Annotated in this window: 17 protein-coding genes and 1 tRNA gene; 3 read left to right on the forward strand and 15 right to left on the reverse strand. The window is 71.7% G+C overall.

What is annotated here, in order from left to right; genetic code table 11:
• Window positions 1-91: 91 nt before the first annotated feature.
• The gene (locus NGB36_RS08135; RefSeq protein ID WP_255919639.1) at window positions 92-3,709 is read left to right on the forward strand and encodes a S41 family peptidase; all 3,618 of its coding nucleotides are present in this window, start codon (window positions 92-94) and stop codon (window positions 3,707-3,709) included.
• Between the two features lie 31 nt (window positions 3,710-3,740).
• Here the strand turns inward: NGB36_RS08135 and NGB36_RS08140 are convergent, their stop codons facing one another.
• The 5 genes from NGB36_RS08140 to NGB36_RS08160 all read right to left on the reverse strand — a co-directional run bounded on the left by NGB36_RS08140 (window position 3,741) and on the right by NGB36_RS08160 (window position 9,865).
• Window positions 3,741-5,642, reverse strand: a complete 1,902-nt coding sequence (locus NGB36_RS08140; RefSeq protein ID WP_255919473.1) for an AfsR/SARP family transcriptional regulator — start codon at window positions 5,640-5,642, stop codon at window positions 3,741-3,743.
• 506 nt (window positions 5,643-6,148) lie between these two features.
• Window positions 6,149-6,379, reverse strand: a complete 231-nt coding sequence (locus NGB36_RS08145) for a hypothetical protein (RefSeq protein ID WP_255919474.1) — start codon at window positions 6,377-6,379, stop codon at window positions 6,149-6,151.
• 110 nt (window positions 6,380-6,489) lie between these two features.
• The gene (locus NGB36_RS08150; RefSeq protein ID WP_255919475.1) at window positions 6,490-7,389 is read right to left on the reverse strand and encodes an SDR family oxidoreductase; all 900 of its coding nucleotides are present in this window, start codon (window positions 7,387-7,389) and stop codon (window positions 6,490-6,492) included.
• Window positions 7,386-8,309 (reverse strand): alpha/beta fold hydrolase, encoded by a 924-nt coding sequence (locus NGB36_RS08155; protein WP_255919640.1) that lies wholly within the window; start codon window positions 8,307-8,309, stop codon window positions 7,386-7,388. The genes NGB36_RS08150 and NGB36_RS08155 overlap by 4 nt, the downstream gene beginning before the upstream one ends.
• Window positions 8,310-8,320: 11 nt before the next feature.
• Window positions 8,321-9,865 carry a flavin-containing monooxygenase gene (locus tag NGB36_RS08160; protein ID WP_255919476.1) on the reverse strand — a complete coding sequence of 515 codons (1,545 nt, stop codon included), beginning with the start codon at window positions 9,863-9,865 and terminating at the stop codon, window positions 8,321-8,323.
• A 163-nt stretch (window positions 9,866-10,028) separates the two neighbouring features.
• On the opposite strand from NGB36_RS08160, the gene NGB36_RS08165 reads away from it, so the two are divergent.
• Window positions 10,029-10,838 (forward strand): MerR family transcriptional regulator, encoded by an 810-nt coding sequence (locus NGB36_RS08165; RefSeq protein WP_255919641.1) that lies wholly within the window; start codon window positions 10,029-10,031, stop codon window positions 10,836-10,838.
• Window positions 10,839-10,854: 16 nt separating this feature from the next.
• Here NGB36_RS08165 and NGB36_RS08170 read toward each other — a convergent pair whose 3' ends face one another.
• From NGB36_RS08170 to NGB36_RS08185, 4 genes are all read right to left on the reverse strand, one after another.
• On the reverse strand, window positions 10,855-11,652 hold the full coding sequence (locus NGB36_RS08170) for a DUF6227 family protein (protein ID WP_255919477.1): 798 nt from the start codon (window positions 11,650-11,652) through the stop codon (window positions 10,855-10,857).
• A gap of 118 nt (window positions 11,653-11,770) precedes the next feature.
• A complete protein-coding gene (locus tag NGB36_RS08175; protein ID WP_255919478.1) occupies window positions 11,771-13,051 on the reverse strand; it encodes a glycosyltransferase 87 family protein in 1,281 nt (426 codons plus the stop codon).
• Window positions 13,052-13,253: 202 nt separating this feature from the next.
• The gene (locus NGB36_RS08180) at window positions 13,254-14,450 is read right to left on the reverse strand and encodes a MarP family serine protease (protein ID WP_255919479.1); all 1,197 of its coding nucleotides are present in this window, start codon (window positions 14,448-14,450) and stop codon (window positions 13,254-13,256) included.
• Between the two features lie 184 nt (window positions 14,451-14,634).
• Window positions 14,635-15,117 (reverse strand): Lrp/AsnC family transcriptional regulator, encoded by a 483-nt coding sequence (locus NGB36_RS08185; RefSeq protein ID WP_255919480.1) that lies wholly within the window; start codon window positions 15,115-15,117, stop codon window positions 14,635-14,637.
• A gap of 177 nt (window positions 15,118-15,294) precedes the next feature.
• Between NGB36_RS08185 and NGB36_RS08190 the strand changes: the two genes are divergently transcribed.
• Window positions 15,295-16,473 (forward strand): trans-sulfuration enzyme family protein, encoded by a 1,179-nt coding sequence (locus tag NGB36_RS08190; protein WP_255919481.1) that lies wholly within the window; start codon window positions 15,295-15,297, stop codon window positions 16,471-16,473.
• Here NGB36_RS08190 and NGB36_RS08195 read toward each other — a convergent pair.
• The 6 genes from NGB36_RS08195 to moaC all read right to left on the reverse strand — a co-directional run bounded on the left by NGB36_RS08195 (window position 16,457) and on the right by moaC (window position 21,523).
• Window positions 16,457-18,190, reverse strand: coding sequence for an ATP-binding cassette domain-containing protein (locus NGB36_RS08195; RefSeq protein ID WP_255919482.1), 1,734 nt, complete (start codon window positions 18,188-18,190; stop codon window positions 16,457-16,459). The genes NGB36_RS08190 and NGB36_RS08195 overlap by 17 nt on opposite strands.
• Window positions 18,191-18,540: 350 nt before the next feature.
• A tRNA-Ala gene (locus NGB36_RS08200) sits at window positions 18,541-18,614 on the reverse strand.
• Between the two features lie 88 nt (window positions 18,615-18,702).
• A complete protein-coding gene (sepX, locus tag NGB36_RS08205) occupies window positions 18,703-19,749 on the reverse strand; it encodes a divisome protein SepX/GlpR (RefSeq protein WP_255919483.1) in 1,047 nt (348 codons plus the stop codon).
• A gap of 138 nt (window positions 19,750-19,887) precedes the next feature.
• The gene (locus NGB36_RS08210) at window positions 19,888-20,448 is read right to left on the reverse strand and encodes a GNAT family N-acetyltransferase (protein ID WP_372509392.1); all 561 of its coding nucleotides are present in this window, start codon (window positions 20,446-20,448) and stop codon (window positions 19,888-19,890) included.
• A gap of 56 nt (window positions 20,449-20,504) precedes the next feature.
• Window positions 20,505-21,002, reverse strand: a complete 498-nt coding sequence (locus tag NGB36_RS08215; protein ID WP_255919484.1) for a MogA/MoaB family molybdenum cofactor biosynthesis protein — start codon at window positions 21,000-21,002, stop codon at window positions 20,505-20,507.
• Complete coding sequence (moaC, locus tag NGB36_RS08220; protein WP_255919485.1) at window positions 20,999-21,523, reverse strand: cyclic pyranopterin monophosphate synthase MoaC; 525 nt, start codon at window positions 21,521-21,523, stop codon at window positions 20,999-21,001. The genes NGB36_RS08215 and moaC overlap by 4 nt, the downstream gene beginning before the upstream one ends.
• Between the last annotated feature and the right edge of the window lie 55 nt (window positions 21,524-21,578).

Genomic DNA, 21,578 nt, shown 5'->3' on the forward strand with positions numbered 1-21,578 from the left:
CCCCGCCCCGGGCCCGCTCCGGCCCCGCTAAAAGTTGCCCCCAGCAAATCAGGCCAGAACCATGGAAAACGTGACAGATGACGTGGACGTTGTGACGGACGGCGCATATCTGCGATTCCCCCACATCCATGGCGACCTGCTCTGCTTCGTCGCCGAGGACGATCTGTGGCTTGCACCACTCGCAGCCCCCGGTACGGTCCCGGGACGGGCCTGGCGGGTCACCGCCGACCGTACGCGCCTGGGGCATCCACGCTTCTCACCGGACGGTACCGTCATCGCTTACACCAGCTGGCGCAGCCTCGACCCGGAGATCCACCTCGCCCCGGTGGGCGGCGGCCCGGCGCGGCGTCTGACGTACTGGGGCAGCCCGGACGCCCGGGTGTGCTCCTGGACGCCGGACGGGCGGATCCTCGCCGTCTCCTCGCACGGCCAGCCGCTCTCGCACTACTCGCACCCCTATGCCGTCCCGACCGACGGGTCGCCCGGCGGGCGGCTGCCGTGGGGCCCCGCCTCCTACATCGCCGTCGCCGACATCGGCGGGGAGCACCTGACGCTGCTGCTCAACGGGACCCCGCCGCACGAGCCCGCCGCCTGGAAGCGCTACCGGGGCGGAGCGACGGGCCGGCTGTGGCTGCAGGGCACACGGCTGCTGCCGGAGCTGAAGGGCCACCTGGACTGCCCGATGTTCGTGGGTGAGCGGATCGCGTTCCTCTCCGACCACGAGGGCGTGGGGAATCTGTACTCGTGTCGCAGGGACGGCTCGCAGCTGCGGCGTCACACCGATCACGCGGAGTTCTACGCACGGCACGCGTCGACCGACGGCACCCGGGTGATCTACCAGTGCGCGGGCGAGCTGTGGCTCGCCGAGGACCTGACGGATCCGGCAGCGACGCCGCGCCGTCTGGACGTACGGCTCGGAGGCCCGCGCAACGGGCGCCGCCCCTACCAGGTCCCGGCCGCGTCCAACCTCACCGGCCTGGCGTGCGACACGACCGGCCGGGCGAGTGCGGTGTGCGTTCGCGGCAGCCTGTACTGGCTGACGCACCGGGACGGCCCGGCCCGTACGATCACCGACCAGCCCGGCGCGCGGGTGCGGCTGCCGGTGATGCTGGGCGACACCGGCCACGTCGCGTTCGTCACGGACGCCGAGGGAGAGGACGCGATCGAGCTCGCCACGCTGCCGGGCCGGGCGACGGCGCCCCGCTTCCCGGTACGGGAGACGGGTGACGAGGACGTGTGGGCCGGCGCGGACGAAACGTTCCCCGGCGTGCCCCCTGCGGCCTCGGGGGCCGTTCCGGCGCCCGAGCCGGTGGGCGCGCGTGAGGCTGCTCCCGTACGCACCCCGGAGCGCAGCGCCCCGAGCGAGGGCGGCTCCCGGGACACGGGCGGCACGGACACGCGTGCCACGAGCCGCGCCGCCGGAGAGCGCCCGCCCGGTGCGGCACGGCTGGGAACGACACCGGGGCGGCCCGACCCGGGCCGGCTCGGCTGGGCGGCGGCGGGGCCCGGCACGCTCTCGCACACGCCCGTCGACGCCGGGGAGCGCCGGCTCGCCGGCGGCGAGCTCGGCCGTGTGCACGAGATGGCGTCGTCCCCCGACGGTACGACGCTCGCCGTCGCCTCCCACGACGGCCGGCTGCTGCTGGTGACCACCGGGCTCGGCGAGGGCGGCGAGGAGTCCGCGGAGGAGGCCGCGGGCGGTGTCACCGAGCTCGTCCGCTCCGACAACGGTCCGGTGCGCGATCTGTGCTTCTCCCCCGACTCGGCATGGCTCGGCTGGTCGCACCCGGTGATCGGCAGGTCCCTGCGCCAGATCAGGATCGCCAGGCTCTCCGACTCCACCGTCATCGACGTCACCAACGGCCGGTTCGAGGACGAGCAGCCGGTCTTCACCCGCGACGGGCGCTATCTCGCGTTCCTCTCCTGGCGCGGCTTCGACCCCGTCTACGACGTGCACACCGGCGATCTGTCCTTCCCGCTCGGCTGCCGCCCGCACCTGGTGCCGCTCAACTCCGCGACTCCTTCGCCCTTCGCGCTGCCCGTCGAGGGCCGCCCGGCCACCGGCGGTCTCGATCCGCTCGACGGGGCGGGCGGCCCGGTGGTGGTCGAGGCGGAGGGGCTGGCGAGCCGGGTGACCCCCTTCCCCGTAGCGGCGTCGAAGTACTCCTCGCTCTCCGCCGTGCGCGGCGGTCTCGTCTGGTTGCGCTGGCCGATCTCCGGTGCGCTCGGCGAGACGTTCGCCAACCCGACCGACCCCTCCCCGCGCCCCTCTCTCGAATTCTTCAACCTGGCGAAGTCGCGGCGGACCGAGCTCGTCCACCACATGGACTGGTACGTGGTCAGCGGGGACGGCAGCCGTCTCGTCGTCTACGACGACGGCGATCTCGCGGTGGTGCCGGCCTACGAGCGGGGTGACGACGACACGACGGTCATCCTCGACCTGCGGCGGATCCTGCACGAGGTCGACCCTGCGGCCGAGTGGCGGCAGGCGTATGCGGAGGCCGGGCGGATCATCCGCGACTACTTCTGGTCCCCGGACATGTGCGGGATCGACTGGGACGCGATCATGGACCAGTACCGTCCGATGGTCGAACGGGTGGCGTCCCCCGAGGAGTTCGCCGATCTACTGCGTGAGGTGCTCGGCGAGCTCGGTACCTCGCACGCGTACTGCACGGCGGCGCGGCGCAACGAGGGCCCGCCGCACTACCAGCGCCCGATCGGGCTGCTCGGCGTCAACTTCTGCCACCACAAGGACGGTTCCTGGGTGGTGAGCCGGATCCTGCCGGGCGAGTCCTCCGACCCCAAGGCGCGTTCCCCGCTCGCCGGCACCGGGATCCGGGATGGTGCGGTGCTCACCCATGTCGACGGCCGTCCCGTCGATCCGGTGGCGGGGCCGTATCCGCTGCTCGCGGGGGCGGGCGGGACAACGGTCGAGCTCACCTTCACCAAGCCGGCGGGCGCGGCCGTGGGCAACGGGCATCCGCGCCGCGTCGCCGTCCAGCCGCTCATCGACGAGCGGCCGCTCCGTTACCAGGACTGGGTGGCCCGGCGGCGCGCCGTGGTACGGGAGTTGAGCGGCGGCCGGTGCGGCTATCTGCACATCCCCGACATGGGCGGTTCCGGCTGGGCGCAGTTCAACCGCGATCTGCGGTCGGAGGTGTCACTGCCTGCGCTGATCGTGGACGTGCGCGGCAACGCGGGTGGCAACATCAGCGAGCTGGTGATGGAGAAGCTGACCCGCTCCATCCTGGGGTGGGACGTGACGCGCGGCGCGCAGCCGGTCAGCTACACCAGCAACGCACCGCGCGGGCCGATCGTCGCCGTCGCCGACGAGGCGACATCGTCCGACGGGGACATGATCACCGCCGCCTTCCGGCTGCTCGGCCTCGGCCCTGTCGTCGGCACCCGCACCTGGGGCGGGGTGGTCGGCATGACGGGTCGCCACCGGCTCGGCGACGGGACGGTCATCACCGTGCCCATGAACGCGGCCTGGTTCGACGCCTACGGGTGGCAGGTGGAGAACTCGGGGATCGAACCGGACATCGAGGCGCTGCGCACCCCGCTCGACTGGGCCGAGGGACGCAACTCGGTGCTCGCCGCCGCCGTACGGGTCGCGCTCGACCTGCTGGAGAGCCACCCGGCAGCCACCCCGCCCGATCTCAGCGACCGCCCCGACCGCTCCCGGCCGGTGCTGCCGCCGCGCAGCTGATCTCGAGCGCTGTGCGCCGTCAGCCTCAGCCTCAGCCGACCAACGGGACCAGCTGCCGGCGCAGCAGGCGGGCGCGGGCGGCGTTCAGGTCGGACGGCGCCTCCTCGGCGCGGGCGCGCTCGGCCGCGTACAGCCGCAGCAGGCCGGGCAGCCGCACGCTACCGGGCGCGTGCTCGCTCGCCAGGTGCGCCGCGGTGAGGCGCTGCAGGTGCTCCTCGGCCTCCCGCTCGGCCAGGCCGGCGAGCACCGCGGCGTCCTTGGTGGTCACCTCGGGCAGCGGGGTGGAGCCGAGCAGCCGGAACAGCCGCTGGGCGGGGGCGGGCAGCGCCCGGTAGGAGCGGTCGAACGTGCCCTTCACCGCGCCACCGCCGCACAGGGAGAGCAACGCCAGGCGGTCGCCGGTGCGCAGTTCGGCTGCGTAGGAGCCGACAGAGGTGAAGCGCCGGCCCGCCAGATTGGCGGCTGCGACGCACAGCGCGAGCGGCAGGTGGCCGCAGAGCGCGGCGAGTTCGGCGGCCGCGTGCGGTTCGGCCGCGATGCGCTCGGCGCCGATGATCTGGCCGAGGAGCGCCAGCGATGCCTGAGGGCTGAGCGCGTCGAGGACGAGGCGGTGCGCGCCGTGGAACGCGGTGAGCGCCGGAAGTTCGGTGCGCGCGGTAACCAGGACGGCGCAGCCGGGTTCGCCGGGCAGCAGCGGCATCACCTGCTCGGCGTCGGTGGCGTCGTCAAGGACGAGCAGCACCCGCCGTCCGGCGAGACGGGCGCGCAGCCTCGCCGACTGGGCGGCGGGACACGGCGGTTGCGCGCCGTCGGTCTGTCCGGTGGCGTAGAGAGCATCGGTGAGCAGCGCGCCGGGGGAACGGGGGGCGCCGCACGGGTCGGCGAGCGGGAGGAAGAGCTGGCCGTCGGGGAAGCGGTCGGCCAGGCTGCGGGCGACGCGTACGGCCAGTGCGGTCTTGCCGCTGCCGGGGGCGCCGGTGACCACGACGATGGGCACCGTCCCGGCGGCCGGTGGCGTGGTCAGCCGCCTGACGGCCCGGTCGGCCTCGGCGTCGCGGCCCGCCACCTCCGGGGGGCCGCCGGGCAGTTGGCGCGGCTCGCTCCAGGCGTCGTGCACCGGGGCCGCGCCGCACACCGTCGCGCGTTCGCGGCGCGGCGGCCACTCGACGTCCACGTCGTCGAGCACGCTGCGGTGCACGGCGCGCAGGTCGGGGCCCGGCTCCACGCCGAGCTCGGCGTAGAGCAGCCGGGCGACGTCGTGGTAGGCCGAGAGCGCCTCGGCGCGCCGCCCGCACCGGTACAAGGCGGCGATCAGCTGGCACCAGGGCCGTTCGTGCAGCGGCCGTTCGGCGATGACGGGCCGCAACAGCGACAGCGCGGCGGCGGGGCTTCCGGGTCCGCCACGGGTGAGGTCGATGTCGCAGAGCCGCTCGACGACGTGCAGCCGTTCCTCCTCCAGCGCGGGCGCTTCGTCGCGCTGCAGCAGGTCGCAGAGGACGTCCTGCAGTGCCGATCCGCGCCACAGCCCGAGGGCATCGCGCAATTGATGGGATGCGGCCGCGAGCTGACCACGTGCCAGGTGCCGCTCCGCGGCGGAGGCGAGGCTGCGGAAGCGGGTGAGGTCGACGGCCTCGTCGGCTGCGGCGAGCGCGTACCCGGTGGATCCGGTGCGGATCGCCGTGTCGCTGCCGGTGGACTCGCGCAGCGTGCGGCGCAGCCGGGCGACGTACGCCTGCACGGTGTTGCGGGCCCCGGCCGGAGGCTCGCCGTCCCACAGATACTTGATGAAGCTCTGAGCGGTGACCTCGTGGCCGGGCTGGAGCAGCATCAATGCGAGCACGGCGCGTTGGCGCCCGGCCTGGAGCGGCACCGTCCGCCCGGCGTACCGGATCTCCAGCGGCCCGAGCAGCCCGAAGTACACAGCGTCTGTCATATGAGTCCCCACCGGATGAGTCCGCATCCGGATCCATCCTGCCTTGTGTGGATGCGGTGAAAACCCTGTGTTTTGCGCCACCCATGGCGGAAGAAGTCCCGTCCGGGGCTCCGCGGGCGTCCGAGCAGGGCTGCGATCACGCCTGTGACATGCGGATTCAGAGCCGAGTCAGCCGCGGGTCAGCGGGCAGTCATGACCGTCCGGCATAGTCCTATAGGCGTCGGATCCCCCGCTCGCATTCAAGCCTCCCCGCTTGGAATGGCCTTGGAGTGGATCTGGCGCACCCGGGCTGATTCCGGACCAGCAAGCAGGACGGAGTGCAGGACGGAATCAGGTCGGTTCCGGCAGGGCGGAACCGACACGAACGAAGGGCGCACCCGTGGGGGGATGCGCCCTTCGTCACCTCGGCTGCGTACGCGCCGAGCGGCCACCGCGTGAGTCACGGTCGTTCGCGGCGATGTCGCGGCGATGTCGCGGCGGTACGACGCCCATTGGCGTCGCTCGCGTCAGAAGCGGTCGTCCATGTCGTCCGACGGCAGCTCCTGATCGTCGGGGAACGCACCCGGCTCTTCCACGTCCTCCCCCTGGGCTGACCTCTCCCTGCTCCGCGGGGGGACCCCCTGCGGCTCCTGGCTCCGCCTGCGCTGGTCGCGGGCGCGCTGACGCAGCTCCTCGTCCGACAGCTCGTAGTCGGACTGCGCGTCGTCGTTGTACTGGAAGTCGTCCTGCCTGCCCATGATCACTCCTCAGAGGGTGTCGGGGAATGGGCCTCCATCAGACAAACACGGCCTTCCGGACAGCGCATCTTGAATCGTCACCGCGCGTCATCGAGCAACGAACGCCCAGGTCAGGATGGTTTGGGCGCTTTACGAGCCGCCTCGTCGGCCTGCCCGCCGGCCCCCACGAGGCCGCGCCGCACATCCGCCGTCTCGCGCAGTCGCGGCTCTGCGCGCCGCATCTCCCGCTGCCCCACCGTGCCGATGACCGACGGCAGATAGCCGCGCACGGACTGCATGCCGCGCAGCCACCACTGCGCGTAGACGTGCGGGGCGCGGCGCGCGATGCCGGCGACGATGCGGTCGACGGCGGGCGCGAGCGGATAGGTGCGGTTGGCCGGCCAGGGCAGCCTGGCGCGCAGCTCGCGCAGCACATCGTCCTGGTCGGCACCGCGCACCATGTCGGTGTCGGTCCAACTCAGGTAGCCGACACCGACCTTCACGCCCTGGTAGCCGACCTCGGCGCGCAGGCTGTGCGCGAACGCCTCGACGCCTGCCTTGCTCGCGCAGTACGCGGCCATCATCGGCGCCGGGGTGATCGCGGCGAGCGAGGCGATCTGCAGGTAGTAGCCGCGCGAGGCGACGAGTGCGGGCAGGAAGGCGCGTGCGGTCGCCACGCTGCCCAGCAGGTTCACCTCGATGACCCGGTCGAAGGCGGCGGCGTCGGAGGCGAGGAAGGGACCGCCGGTGGCGATGCCTGCGTTGGCGACGACGACGTCGATCCGCCCGTACCGCTCGCTGATCTCGCCCGCGATCCGCGCCATCGCCTCCCGGTCGGTCACGTCCGCCTCCCAGGAGGCGCCGCCCACCTCCTCGGCGACCTCGGCGAGTTCGGCAGGCTCCAGGCCCACGAGCGCAAGGCGGGCGCCGTGCGCTGCGAGTTTGCGGGCGAGCAGCGCCCCGACCCCGCGGGCGGCGCCGGTGACCACCACGACCTGCCCGTCCAACGCGCCCAGTGACTTGTTGCTCATACCGTCCTGCTCTCCTGTGTCCGCTCGTCGCCGAGATGATCGCGTACCAGGCCGCGGATGACGTCCACGAGCGCGTCGGGGTCCTCCAGCGGGGTCATGTGCCCGAGGCCCGCCAGCTCGGTCAGCCCCGTGCAGTTGGGCAGTCGCGCCGCCATGCGATGGGCGTGGACCGGCGGGGTGAGTTTGTCGGCGGTGCCGACGATGACGGCGGTGGGCATGGTGAGCGCGTCGATGCCCGCATCGAGGTCGAGCGTCTCCAGCACCCGGCCCCATCCGGCGCGCGGCGCCGGCTTGCACGCGTGCACGATGCGGGCAGCCGCACGCACCTGCTCCTTCGTCGAACCGGCGCCCATGATCCCGTACTTCAGGGCCGCGTTCCCCAGCGGATTCACCGGGCCTAGCGGCATCCGCGAGTGCAGCAGGAAGCGGTCGAACCCGGCCTGGATCCGCTGGGACTTCACCCACGGCGGCAGCAGCCGCGATTCGTCGACCAGCCCCGAACCGCCCGTGCTGCACAGCAGCGCGGCGGCGGCCCGCTCCTGCAGCGCGGGGCGGGCGGCTGCCGCCATCAGCGTCATGCCGCCCATCGAGTGGCCGGCGAGCACGGCCCGCCCGCTCGCGGGCACCTCGGCGTCAAGCACCACGCACAGGTCGTCGGCGAGAGCGTCGGTGGTGTAGCCGTACGAATTGGCCGGTGTCGTGCTGCGGCCGTGGCCGCGCTGGTCGTAGGCGATGACACGCAGGTCGTCGGCGAGCCCGCGGATCACCGGGGCCCAGAACAGCGTCGAGCAGGTCCAGCCGTGACTGAGCACCACGGTCGGCGCGTCCTGCGGGCCGTGCTCCTCGACGTGGATGCGGATGCCGTCGGCCGATGTGACATACGTCGTCCGGCGCGGGACGGGCGGTTCATAGCGGCTCATTCCCGTGGGACTCACGCCGCCACCTCCTCGGTCTGGGGAGCGCGCGCCGGAACGCGCAGGACGTCGTACTCATTGAGGTCCACGCGCCGGGTGGCCCGGCGGAACTCACCCGTCGTGCCCGGCCACAACGTCGTGTTCCGGCCATTGGCGTCCAGGTACCAGCTGTGGCAGCCGCCCGTCTTCCACACGGTGCGCTGCATGCGGCGCTGCACCTCGTCGTTCCATGCCTGCACCGCCTGCGGCCGCGCGTCGAGCGCGGCGGCGCCGAGCCGGTCGAGGGCGCGCAGGTAGTCGATGGCGTAGTTCGCCCCGGACTCGATCATGAGGATCATGGAGCTGTTGCCGAGGCCGGTGTTGGGCCCGATGATCAGCAGCAGGTTGGGGAAGCCGTCGATGGTGCTGCCGCGCAGCGCGGCCATGCCGTCCTTCCAGTGCTCGGCGAGGCTCCGCCCGTCGGCGCCGTGGATGCGGTCGCCGATCGGCATGTCGGTGACGTGGAAGCCGGTGCCGAAGATGATCGCGTCGACCTCGCGCTCGATGCCGTCCGCGGCCACGATCGTCGAGCCGCGTACCTCCTTCAGCGCCGAGGAGACGAGCTCGGTGTTGGGCTGGGCGAGCGCCGGATAGTAGTCGTTGGAGAGCAGGATGCGCTTGCAGCCGATGGTGTAGTCGGGGGTGAGTTTGGCCCGCAGCTCGGGGTCCTTGATCGCCTTGTGCAAATGGGACTTGGCGAGCTGTTCGGCGGCCTTCATCATCTGCGGCCGCTTGACGAACGCACCGACCTGGAACTCCCGGATCAGCCAGAGCAGCCCGCGGCGCGCCTTGTGGGTGGCGGGGATCCTGCCGTGCAGCCAGCGCTCGACGGCGTTGATGCCGCGGTCCATGCGCGGCATCACCCACGGCGGGGTGCGCTGCAGCACGGTCAGCCGCTTCACCTCGGGCTGGATCGACGGGATGATCTGGATGGCGGAGGCGCCGGTGCCGACCACCGCGACGCGCTTGCCCTTCAGGTCGTAGTCGTGGTCCCAGCGCCCGGAGTGGAAGACGCGCCCCGGGAAGTCGTCGAGCCCCGGGATGTCGGGGATCTGCGGGTCCGAGAGCGGTCCCGCCGCCGAGATCACCACGTCGGCGGTGAGGTCGCCCTGTGCCGTGGTGAGCGACCAGTGCGCCGCCTCGGCGTCCCACCGGGCGCTGCGCACCTCGGAGTTGAACCGGATGTGCGGCCGCAGCCGGAAGGTGTCGGTGACCTGCTCCAGGTAGGAGCGGATGTGCGGCTGGCCGGAGAAGGTGCGGGGCCATTCGGCGTTGGGGGCGAAGGAGAACGAGTACAGGTGCGAGGGCACGTCGCAGCAGCAGCCGGGGTAGCTGTTGTCCCGCCAGGTGCCGCCGACGGCGTCCGCCCGTTCCAGGATCACGAAGTCGGTGATCCCCTCGCGCCTGAGCTGGACGCCCATGCCGAGCCCGCCGAAGCCCGTGCCGATCACCGCCACCCGCACGTGCTCCGGTTGCTCCGGTTGTGCCTCCCCGCCGCGCTCCCTGCTGACTGCGCTGCCCATGCCGTCGCCTCCCGATCCACCGGTCCGCCATGACCACTCAATCGCGCCAGCAATCACTGGCATAGTCCGGAGGGTAGACCACGGGCGTTACCAGCGGTAGGGGGGCGGCGGCACCGATCCCGGTCCCCGAGGGCCGGGACGTAAGCTGGCCGACGTGGCGGACCTGGCAGATCTGGCGGAGCAGAGGCAAACCGACGCGGCGCAGCACCACGCGCGAGGCGAATACCGGACGGCCGAGCTCGCCAAGGAGGCCGGGATCAGCGTGCGCACGCTGCGCTTCTACCGCGAGCGCAAATTGCTGCCACCGCCGCGCCGCGAAGGCCGCATCGCCTGGTACTCCGAGTCCCATCTCGCCCGGCTCCGGACCATCGCGGCCCTGCTGGAACGCGGGCACACTCTCGGGGGCATCGCCGACCTGATCGCCGCCTGGGAGAACGGGCGCGACGTCGGCGAGGTGCTCGGCCTGGAGAGCGCGATCTCCACCCCGTGGTCCGAGGAGGCACCCGTGCGCCTCACGGCGGAGGAGCTGGCCGACTCCTTCGGCTCCGAGGTCAGCGCGGAGAATCTCGCCGAGGCCCTCGACATCGGCTACATCGCGATCGAAGCGGACGGCGAACACGTCGTGCACGTCAGCCGCCGGCTGCTCGACGCCTCGGCGGCGCTGGTACGGGAGGGTGTGCCGCTCTCGGCGGTGCTCGCCGCGGGGCGTGAGGTCCGCGCACATGTCGACGCGCTCGCCGATCTGTTCACGACGCTGATTCGTACCCATGTCGTCGATGCCGTCGCCGCGGACGCCGCTTTGGAACAGGGGGAGGCCACGCGGCTCGCGGAGCGGCTCGACCGGCTGCACCCGCTGGCGAAGACCGTTGTCGAGGCCGAGCTGTCGATGGCCATGGACCGCAGGGTCCGCGCCGAGCTCGACGCATGGCTGCAGCAGCACGCACACGGCCTCGACGAGGGGCGGCCCGACTGACCGGGTGGGCGGCAGCTCAGCGGTGCGGCTGCGAGTGCCGCTGCGCGGCCCGCTCCGCCGCCTCCTCGTCCGCGTACACCTCGCAGACCAGCCGGCGGCCGGGCGTCATGTTGTGCTCCAGCTCCCACAGCACGACCTCGTCGCCGTTCTCCAGCAGGAAGGCGTGCTCGTACATCCGCCACCACACGCCGCGCCCGCTGGGGTGGGTGGGGCGGTGCGGCAGGATCCGGATGTCGTGCGCGCGGGCGCCGCGCAGCCGACGCTGCGTCAACTCATCAGGGATGTCGTGGTTTTCGGCCCTGCGCAGCACCCGGCGGGCGTGGTCGGCCGAGCCCTCGCCGTCCTCGACGTACCGGCGCGGCCACTCCGTCTGCCCGTTGCCGATGATGCATTCCAAGTCCAGCTCCGCGGGCCAGGGTTCGAACTCGGGGTCGGAGAATCCGGGACCCGCGATCAGCTCGTTGACCCGGCGCTGAGCCTGTTCGAGCGCGTCGGCGTCGGTATAGATCTCGTACCACTGTCCGGGCTCGTCCGGCTTGGTGTACTCCAGCTCCCATACCGTCTCGCTGCCGCCGTCGGCAAGCAGGAAGACGTGGCGGTAGGTGCTGCGCTCGGGAGGGCGCTGCGGGTCGCCGGCGCCCCAGAACGACTGCAGCTCGGACGACCAGGCGACCGCGTAGCCCAGGCGGGAGGTGATCGCGTCGTCGAGCTCGAACCCGTTCTGCGCCCGTGCGACCAGCGCGTCCAGGTGCTCGGCGGGCGTCGCGTCGTGCACGCGCCCATGGCCGTCGCCCCCGGGTCCCACGTACTCCATTGCCGTCCTCCTGTGCTACGTCACCCCCGACTCACCGTAGCGGCATCGCCACGCCGCGCGACCCGGCTTTGGGCAAATGATGGGCCGGGCCCTGGAGCGGAGCACTTCGTGACGGGCATCAGCCGGACAGGGCCGGTTCGTCCTCCCGTGTGCGGGCGTGCGGGACCGCGGCGCTGCTCGTGGGAACCGACGAGCGCCACAGGCTACGGCAGGCCGAGAAGGACGCGGCCACGAGCAGGCCGTTGCGGGAGAGCATCAGCACCAGGCCGGGCCCGTCGCTGTTGATGACGTGGCCGAAGCCGATCGGGAACTCCAGCACGGTGAAGACGCACGCGACGAGCGCCAGCAGCACGGGAAAGCGCTGGACCGTCGAGCGGGTCGCCAGGCACAGGCCGCCAAGGCCCAGTAGCCAGATCATGTACTGGGGGCTGATCACCCGGCTGGTGGTGATGAAGAGGAGCACCGCGGTGAAGGCGGCGTCGAAGAGCACGGCCGTGGTGAAGACCCGGGCCTTGATGCGCCACCACACCAGCCAGGCGAAGGCGAGCGCGGTGACCGCGATCGACAACGTGGCCACGGTGTGCACATACGGGCCGAGGAACTCGAACGAGCCGTAGTTGAGCCGGTCCGTGCCGTGCCACAGGCCTGCGTACCGGGCGAGGTGGAACGGCAGCGCGGCCGCCGACTCGATCTCTATCCCGCGGTCCTTCTGCTCGGTGAGGAAGCCGAACGCGCCACGGGTGAAGGCGAGGAAGAGCCCGCAGATCACGGCCCCGGCCACGGCCGCGGTCGTCCAGGCGCGCCGCGTCGCACGGCCGCGCGCGACGCCGATCAGCGCAAGCACCGGCCAGACCTTGAACAGCGCGCCGATCGCCGCGAGCACGCCCGCAACCCGGGGATGGCGCACCGCGGCCAGCAGCGTGCCCACCGCGACCGCGGTCACCATCACGTCGTACCGGGCGAGCACGATCGGACCGAGTACCGCCATGCCGACGACCCACAGCCAGGCGCCGGCGAGCCCTCCTCCGTTCGTCCGGCCCGCGCGCAGCAGCAGGACGAGGACGATGAAGTCACAGGCGCAGGCGAGCACGTAGAACGCGCCGGCGTAGGAGAAGAACGGCAGCAGAGCAGGGGCGAGCATCGCCGCGGCGGCCACCGGCGGGTACTGCCAGGTGACGTCGTTGATCGGGAAGCTGCCCGAGCGCAGCACTTCGTACCAGCCCCGGTATATGCGCCAGACGTCGGGCGAGACGTCGGTGCCCGGGAACTTCCAGTCGCCGTGCAGTGCGAGGATGAGCAGGGCACGCGTCACCGCCCAGGCGAGCAGCAGGAGCAGCAACGGCCATACGCCGAAACGTCGGTCGGGGCGGTCAGGGGTGCTGGTTCGGTACAGCCGCACTGGTGACAGGCCTCTCCTGCAGGGTGGGTCGGGGCTCAGACGGCCGGGCGCGGCCGAGCAAGAGTGACGATACTGTGATTATCAGATATCTTTTACCACTGGATCTCCACAGCACCTTCACAGGGACGTTCTGTCGCGGCCTCCGCAACCTCCATAACTAGCGCATCCACAGCGTCATTGACCAGGCTCGTCACAGCGCGGCTCACAGCGCCGCCCGGTCGCCGGTGTCCACCGGCTGTGTCGCATAGGCGCCTTGCGCCGCGTCGGAGGCCACTTGGTCGGCAGTGAGCACGTACCCGGTGGACGCGTCGGCGGTGGAGCGCGCGAAGACCACCCCGTAGACCCTGCCGTCGGTGGTGAGCAGCGGGCCGCCGGAGTTGCCGGGCCGGACGTCGGACCGTATCTGGTAGACGTCCCGGGTCGTGGTGTTGTCCCCGTAGATGTCCTGGCCCCTGGCGGTGATCCGGTTGGCGACGGTGGCCGCGCGCAGATCGAGGCCGCCGTCCTGCGGATACCCGGCGACGACCGCGGGGTTCCCGCGCTGCGCGACGCCGGCGAACTTCAGCGAGGGCGTGGACAGGTCCGGCACGTCGAGGACGGCGACATCCGTCTCGGGGTCGAAGAGCACCACCTTGGCAGGGTACGGCGCCCCGACCCCGCCGACCTGCACCGTCGGATTGCGGACGCCCGCCACCACGTGGGCGTTGGTCATGACGTGCTGGCTCGCGTAGACGAAACCGCTGCCCTCCTGGCCGCGCTCGCCGCCGTTCACATACGCGACGCCCTCGATCTTCACCACGCTGCTCTTCGCCGCCGCGGTGGCCACCGGCGTCACCGAGTCACCCGAGGGCGCGGGCACGCTGGTGATCGGCTCGTTCTCGAACGGGTTGAACACCTGCGGGAAGCCCGCCCCCGACAGGGCGTCGTCCGCCCGGCTGAACCAGGCAGGCGTCTGCGCGGGCAACGCCCTGTCGACGGCGCCGAGCACCGCCGAGTTGCGGATCTGGCTGCTCAGCGCGGGGATCGGCGCCGTGACGAGCACGCTCGCCATCAGCCACGCCACCGCGAGCAGCGCGACGACGGCCGCCGCGGCGCCACCGAGCCCGTCCACCCAGCGCACCGGCCCCCAGTTCAGCCCCTGCCGCACCTTCCAGGCGAGCCCGCTCGCCAGCGCATGTCCGATGCAGGCGGGAACGAGCACGGAGAGCAGCGCGACGACGGCGGCGGTGGAGGTCCCGGCGGTGAAGGGACGCAGCACATACGGCAGCAGCCAGACACCGATGACCGCGCCGCCGAGGAACCCGGCAAGCGAAATGCACCCGGCCACGAGACCGCGCCGGTAACCCGACGCGGCGTAGCCGAGCGCTGCCAGGATCAGCAGCAGATCGAGAAGATCCACGGGGACCCCTTCCGTCTCCGTCGTACGCCCCCGCATCGCACCTCGGGATGAAAGAGGCACGCGTCTGTAAATACGCACGCATCCCCCCGCACGGTTCCCGCACGTGGCGCGCGTCATCCGATCCTAAGCGCCCAAGAGCCTCACGGACCGTGACGAATTCCACCACGGTGCGCCCGCGGGCGCGTCACCGTCCGGGCTCGGGGAAGCGGCTGCCCGCCATCCGTTCGAAGATCAGATTGGTCTGGGTCTGGCCCACGGCGGGGTGGGTCGTCAAATGGTCCACGACGAAATCGCGCAGCGCATCGGAGTCGGCAACGGCGACATGCAGCAGATAGTCGTCCGAGCCGGCCATGTGAAAGACCTCGAGCACTCCCGGCAGCCCCGGCGCCACACTGCGGAAGCTCTCGTTCTGCTCCCGGGTGTGCGCGCGCAACCGCACCGAGATCATCGCCTGAAGCGGCATCCCCAGTGCCGACAGATCGACGTCGGCCTGGAAGCCGCGGATCACGCCGCGGTCGCGCAGCGACCGCACCCGCGCCAGGCACGTCGACGCGGCCACGCCCACCTCGTCCGCCAGGGCATTATTCGCAATCCGGGCATTCTGTGCGAGCACCCGGACGATCGACCGGTCGACCTCGTCCAGGGGCGGCTGTGGAATCTTCGGCACAGCCCACAGCATCGCCCCGATTGCCGAGCATCAGCAAGCCATTACGGGCATCTTCCGAATACCGTTCGGCCTGCTTTCCAATGGCACTCGCAAAGTTCATCCTTGGCGTCGACATTGGCAGCCCACGCGAACGCGAGACCCGCGCCCCGCGCCCCTGCCCGACCCACCGGGAGTGCCATGAGCAGCGCCGACACCCGTGCCGTCCACGCCGGCCGCGACGACCTCGTACGACTGGGCGTGCACGTGCCACCCCTCGACCTGTCCACCACCTATCCGCTGCCGGACGTCACCACCGGCGGCGACTCGTACGAGGCCCTCGCCACCGGAGGGCTCCCCACAGCCGGCGGCAGCCACGTCTACCAGCGGCTGTGGAACCCGACCGTGGGCCGGTTCGAAGAGGCGCTCGCGGAGCTGGAAGAGTGCGAGCAGGCCGTCGCCTTCTCCTCGGGCATGGCCGCACTCACCGCCTGTCTGCTCGCCGCGGCGGCCGAGGGCAAGCGCCACGTTGTCGCCGTACGGCCGCTGTACGGCGGCTCGGACCACCTGCTCGCGACCGGACTGCTCGGCACCACCGTCACCTGGGCCCAGCCCGGCACGATCGCCGACGCGCTGCGCCCGGACACCGGACTGGTGATCGTCGAGACCCCCGGCAACCCCACACTCGACCTGATCGACCTCGCCGACGTCGCCCGCCAGGCCGGCGACGTACCGGTGCTCGTCGACAACACCTTCGCCACCCCCGTACTGCAGCAGCCCGTCCGCTGGGGAGCGACGCTGGTGCTGCACAGCGCGACGAAGTTCATCGGCGGGCACGGCGACGTACTCGCCGGTGCCGTCGCCACCGACGCCACCTGGGCGTCGAGGCTCCGCCAGGTCCGCGCGGTGACCGGCGGCATCCTGCACCCGCTCGCCGCCTACCTCCTCCACCGCGGCCTGCAGACGCTGCCGGTGCGGATGCGGGCGGCGAGCGACACGGCGGGCAAGCTCGCCGCCTGGCTGCAGGCCCAGCCCGCGGTGAGCGCCGTGCACTACCCGGAACTGCCCGAGTGCGACCCGCTGCAACTGATAGGCCGTCAAATGTCCGGCCCGGGCGCCGTACTCGCCTTCGAGATGGCCGACGGCTACGACGCCGCCGCAAAGGTCGCGGGCGCCTGCCGCCTCATCACCCACGCGGTCTCCCTGGGAGGCGTCGACACCCTCATCCAGCACCCGGCCTCCCTCACCCACCGGCCGGTCGCCCCCGACGCCAAACCGCAGGCGGCCGTGCTGCGCCTGTCCGTCGGCCTCGAATCACCCGACGACCTGCGCGCCGACCTCGCCTCCGCACTCACCGCGGCGGTCACCGCCTGCGCATGACCACCGGCTCATGGCGCCGCAACAGCACGGTGACAACGGCGACGCCGGCCACACCGAGCGCCACGAGCACACCGACGTCCAGCCCCCACTGGGCCGCCGTGTGCGTCCACAGCGGATCCACCAGGCCCGGCCGGCCGGCCTCGGCCGGCGGCCCGATGCGGGAGAGATCGATGGTGGCGGCCTGAGCGGCGACGGCCCAGCGCGACGGCGAGAGCCACGACAGCTGGGCCAGACCCGCCTGGTTGAACAGCGGGAAGACCGCCCCGCTGCACATCACCTGGACCAGCGTGGCCAGCACCAGCAGCGGCATCGTCTTCTCCGCGGTGCGCACGAGCGCGGAGATGATCAGCCCGAGCATCATCGAGGTGACCGCGAGCACCACCACGACCGCGACCAACTCGGCCACGGACGAGGAGATCACCAACCCGTGCCCCGGCAGCCGGCGTCCCCACAGCCCGATCCCCGCAACGACGAGCCCCTGCACGGCCGTGATCGCGCCCAGGACGACGATCTTCGAGACGACGTACGCGGACCGGGACAGGCCGGTGGCGCGCTCGCGTTGGTAGATCACCCGCTCCTGGACCAGCTCGCGCACGGAGTTGGCCGTTCCCGTCAGGCAGGCCCCGATAGCCAGGACCAGCAGCACGCACTGCGCGTCGGCATTGAAGTTCGGTGCACAGGCGGCGAGATCGACGCCGGCCTGACTCGCCGGCAGGAACCCGTACTGCGCGGGCACTGCCATGCTCAGCACCCCCAGGAGGACGGGCAGCGCGACCATCAGCCACACATGCCCGCGATCCGCCGCGATCACCGAGCAGTTGCGCCGCACCAGCGTCAGCAGCTGCGAGCCCCAGCGCTGAGGAGCCGGCGGCCGCTGCATCACCGAGACCGCGGGCGCGGCCAGCGTGGGCACGTCGCGACGCGCCACCACGGGCTCGGGCTCGGCCTCGCGCTCGGGGTGCCGGTCGAAGTCCTCGAAGACATCGGCCCAGTGGGTACGGCCGAAGAACGCCAGCGCCTCCCCGGGCGGCCCGAAGTACGCCGCCCGCCCGCCCGGCGCCAGCACCAGCAGCCGGTCGCACAGCCCCAGATTGGCCACGCTGTGCGTGGAGACCACCACCGTGCGCCCGTCGTCGGCAAGATCACGCAGCATCTGCATCACCTGCCGGTCGAGCCCCGGGTCGAGGCCCGAGGTCGGCTCGTCGAGAAACAGCAGCGACGGCTTGGTCAGTAGCTCCAACGCCACCGACACTCGCTTGCGCTGGCCGCCCGACAGCGCGGTGACGCGGTTGTCCGCCCGGTGCGCAAGCCCCAGCTCGTCCAGCACCTCCTCCACCCGCCGGTCCCGTTCCGCCTGCGAGGTGTCACGCGGGAAGCGCAGCCTGGCCGCGTAGCGCAGCGCCGTGCGCACCGTCAGCTGGGTGTGCAGGATGTCGTCCTGCGGCACCAGACCGATGCGCCGGCGCAGTTCGGCGAAGTGTTCGTACAGATTCCGCCCGCCGCAGAGCACCTCGCCCTCGTCCGCCGGCTGATAGCCGGTCAGCGCCCGCAGCAGCGTCGACTTGCCCGACCCTGACGGGCCCACCACCGCCACCAGCGAATTCGACTCCAGGCTCAGGCTGACGCCGTCCAGAAGGGTTTTGTAGGTGCCCTTGTGCCGGACTCTGGTGGTCAGGCCGGTCGCGGTCATCGCGACCTTGCGGACGGGGACGCCCACTTCAGGGCGGTCGCCGAGGAGGCAGTATGCGCCGCCTCCGCGCGTACCGGCCGAATTCACGACATGACGCCCGAAAACCGGCGACCGTTCGTACGCCATTCTTCCTCAAGACTCGATCGCGGCCCCGCCCAGGCGGACCCCGCGGTTCGTGCAGCTGGCAGGTATATCCACCATCTCCCGGCGTGACCAGCGACTCCGTCCTCCCCCGGACGGTTTTTCGGTCTACTGCGGCTGCGGTACACGCCTGATCCCGTACCATCGGGGCGGTGCCGTCACCAATACCGCCCCGCAGTGGTCCGGTATGCAAAAACCCCGCCAGATGTCTGGCGGGGTCGATATGAGGTATGAGGTGGACCTGAGGGGATTTGAACCCCTGACCCCCTCGATGCGAACGAGGTGCGCTACCGGACTGCGCTACAGGCCCTTGCAACGAGGAAAACTCTAGCATCCCGGCCGGAGTGGTCGTGACCAGGGACTGGCCCGCCGGCCCGGGTGCTGCCGGTCGCCGGCGGTCACTCGTTGGCGGCGCGGGGGCGGTCCGGGTCGGCGTACTGGTCGAAGAGCGGCGTGCTGCGGCGGGACGACGCAGGGGTCTGGCGCTTGCGCTCGGCGCCGTCGGTGGGAGCGGCGGACGCCGCGGCGGCGCTGGAGCGGGCGGAGCTCCAGGTGTCCGGGGTGCTCATGTCGAGCGCACCCGGGGTGCGCGGGGCGACCGGGGCGGTGACGTACGTCGGCAGCGGGACCGGGACCGGCTCCCAGCCGTCGTCCGGGGTGCCGTTCTCGTGCTGCTGGTCGACCCATTCCGCGTGATCGGTCTGCTCGACGAGCGCACGGCGGTCGGCGGTACGGGGCGAGGGGGCCGGGGCTGCGGCGGGGGCGGCCGGTTCGGGAGTGGCCGTCCCCGCCTCGTCAGGGCGTGGCCGCTCTCGGGAACGTCGAGCGGCCTCCGCGGCCCGGCGCTGGTCCATCGCCTGCTCGAAGCGGCGGCGCTCCTGCCTGCGCAGGTGGCGGATGTAGAGGCTGAGCAGGATGCCGGGGACGGCGGGGGCCCACAGGTAGGCGAGGCCTCCGAGCGCAGCAGCGACGGCGCCGGCGGTGAAGGCGAGGAAGAGGACGGTGGTGGTGCGGCGACGGCGGGCGAGCAGCTTGGCGCGTGCCGTGGAGGTCCGCGCGTGGGGCTGAAGGTGGGACTGAGACTGGGGCTGAGGCTGGGGCTGAGATTGGGGCTGAGATTGGGGCTGAGGCTGGGACTTCGGGGCGGCCTTCTTGCCCGCCTCGGTCGCGGTCATGGCCAGGCCTCGGACGTCCACCGAATCGGCGGATGTGCCGGGCTTCTCTTCCGGCATGTCGTCGCCGGAGGTGTCATCAGGATTGTCCGCGCGCGCCTTGGCGTATCGGCGCTCCATTCCCGCTCGTCCGGACAGCAGCCGGATGGCGGTGCTGAAGCGTTCCGTCGGACGCGCCTCGTTCAGCTCGTCCTGCCTACGGAGCCACATCGGCACCAAGTAGGCAGCCCAGGCCCCCACGATGACTGCATAGATGAGGCCGCTGCTGCTCACGCTGACCACGGTAGGCGTACGGGTAGGGGCTGTTCAGCAATTTCGCGCGGTGTGTCGCACGATCTGGCTGATATGCCGAACTTTTCTTGCGATTGTTGCGATCAGCCGACAGCAAATGCAGTATTTCGAACAGATATTTCATTTCTGGGCTGCGCCCGGCTTCGCCCTGTGCCAGCGGGAGAGCAATCCCTCCGGCACCTCATCGGCAGTGAGCGCGAACACACAATGGTCACGCCACGCCCCATCAATGTGAAGGTACCGAGGACGCAGCCCTTCCTCCCTGAACCCCAGCTTTTCCACGACGCGAAGGCTCGGCGCGTTCTCCGGCCGGATGCACACCTCGATCCGGTGGAGTCCGACCGTGCGGAAGCAGTGGTCGACGGCGAGCGCGACGGCGGTCGGCACGACACCGCGTCCCGCCACGGCCTCGTCCACCCAGTAGCCGATGTGCGCCGAGCACATCGACCCCCACGTGATGCCGGCCACCGTCAACTGGCCGACAAGGCGCCCCTGGTACTCGATGACGAACGGCATCATCCGGCCGGCGCCCGCCTCGCGCCGCAGGTGCCGGACCATCTGGCGGTACGTCGGCCGCTGGACGAGGCGGCCCGGCGGCGCCGGGGGGACGGTGGCCTCCCAAGGGCGCAGCCAGTCCCGGTTACGGCGGTTGACTTCACGCCAGGCGCGCTGGTCGCGCATCCTTATCGGGCGCAGTGTGATCTCGCCGTCCACCAGTACAGCAGGCCAGGATTCGTTCAGCTGGGTCTCCCTGAGTCGGGGTGGTCACCACCGCGGATCTGGTCGACGGCGTGCGTCAGGATCGGGCGGAGGACGGCGAGCCCGTCCCGCACGCCACCGGTCGACCCGGGGAGGTTCACCACCAGGGTGCTCCCGGCGACACCCGCGATGCCACGTGAGAGCGCGGCCGTCGGCACCTTGTCGCGGCCTGCGGCCCGGATCGCCTCGGCGAGGCCGGGGATCTCGTAGTCGATGACGCGGCGGGTGGCCTCAGGGGTGCGGTCGGTGGGCGAGATCCCGGTGCCGCCGGTGGTGAGGACGACGTCGTAGAAGGCGGCGACTGCCTCACGCAGGGCTTGCTCGACGGGGTCGCCGTCGGGCACGACGCGCGGTCCGTCGACCGCGAAGCCGAGTTCGCGCAGGGCCTCGACGAGGAGCGGGCCGCCGCGGTCCTCGTAGACGCCGGCCGCCGCACGGTTGGAGGCGGTGACGGCGAGAGCGCGATAGGTCGTCATGCGCTGCCGCCTTCCTGCCCGGCGTCGTCCGCCGGGCGCGACCAGTCTCCGGACTTGCCGCCGGTCTTCGTCTCGACCCTGACATCGGTGATGACGGCGGCCTTGTCGACCGCCTTGACCATGTCGACGACGGTGAGGGCGGCGACGGAGACGGCCGTGAGCGCCTCCATCTCCACGCCGGTACGGTCGGTGGTCTTGACGGTGGCGGTGATCTCGACCGCGTCGTCCGTGACGGCGAGGTCGACCGCGACGCCGGAGACGGCGAGCGGGTGGCACAGCGGGACGAGGTCGGGGGTCCGTTTGGCACCCATGATCCCGGCGATGCGGGCGGTGGCGAGGGCATCGCCCTTGGGGACGCCCCCGCCCCGCAACAGCTCTACGACGCGCGGGGAGACGAGCACGCGTCCCGAGGCGGTGGCGGTGCGCGCGGTGACGTCCTTGGCAGAGACGTCGACCATGCGTGCCGCGCCCGCCTCGTCGAGGTGGGTCAGGTTCCGCTGCGGCTCCGGTGGGCTGCTCATGGTTCTCCCGGTCAGCTTCTTCAGGCAGACACCGCCTTTGGGCAGACACCGTACC

This window comes from Streptomyces humicola, assembly GCF_024436035.1.
GTDB lineage: Bacteria > Actinomycetota > Actinomycetes > Streptomycetales > Streptomycetaceae > Streptantibioticus_B > Streptantibioticus_B humicola.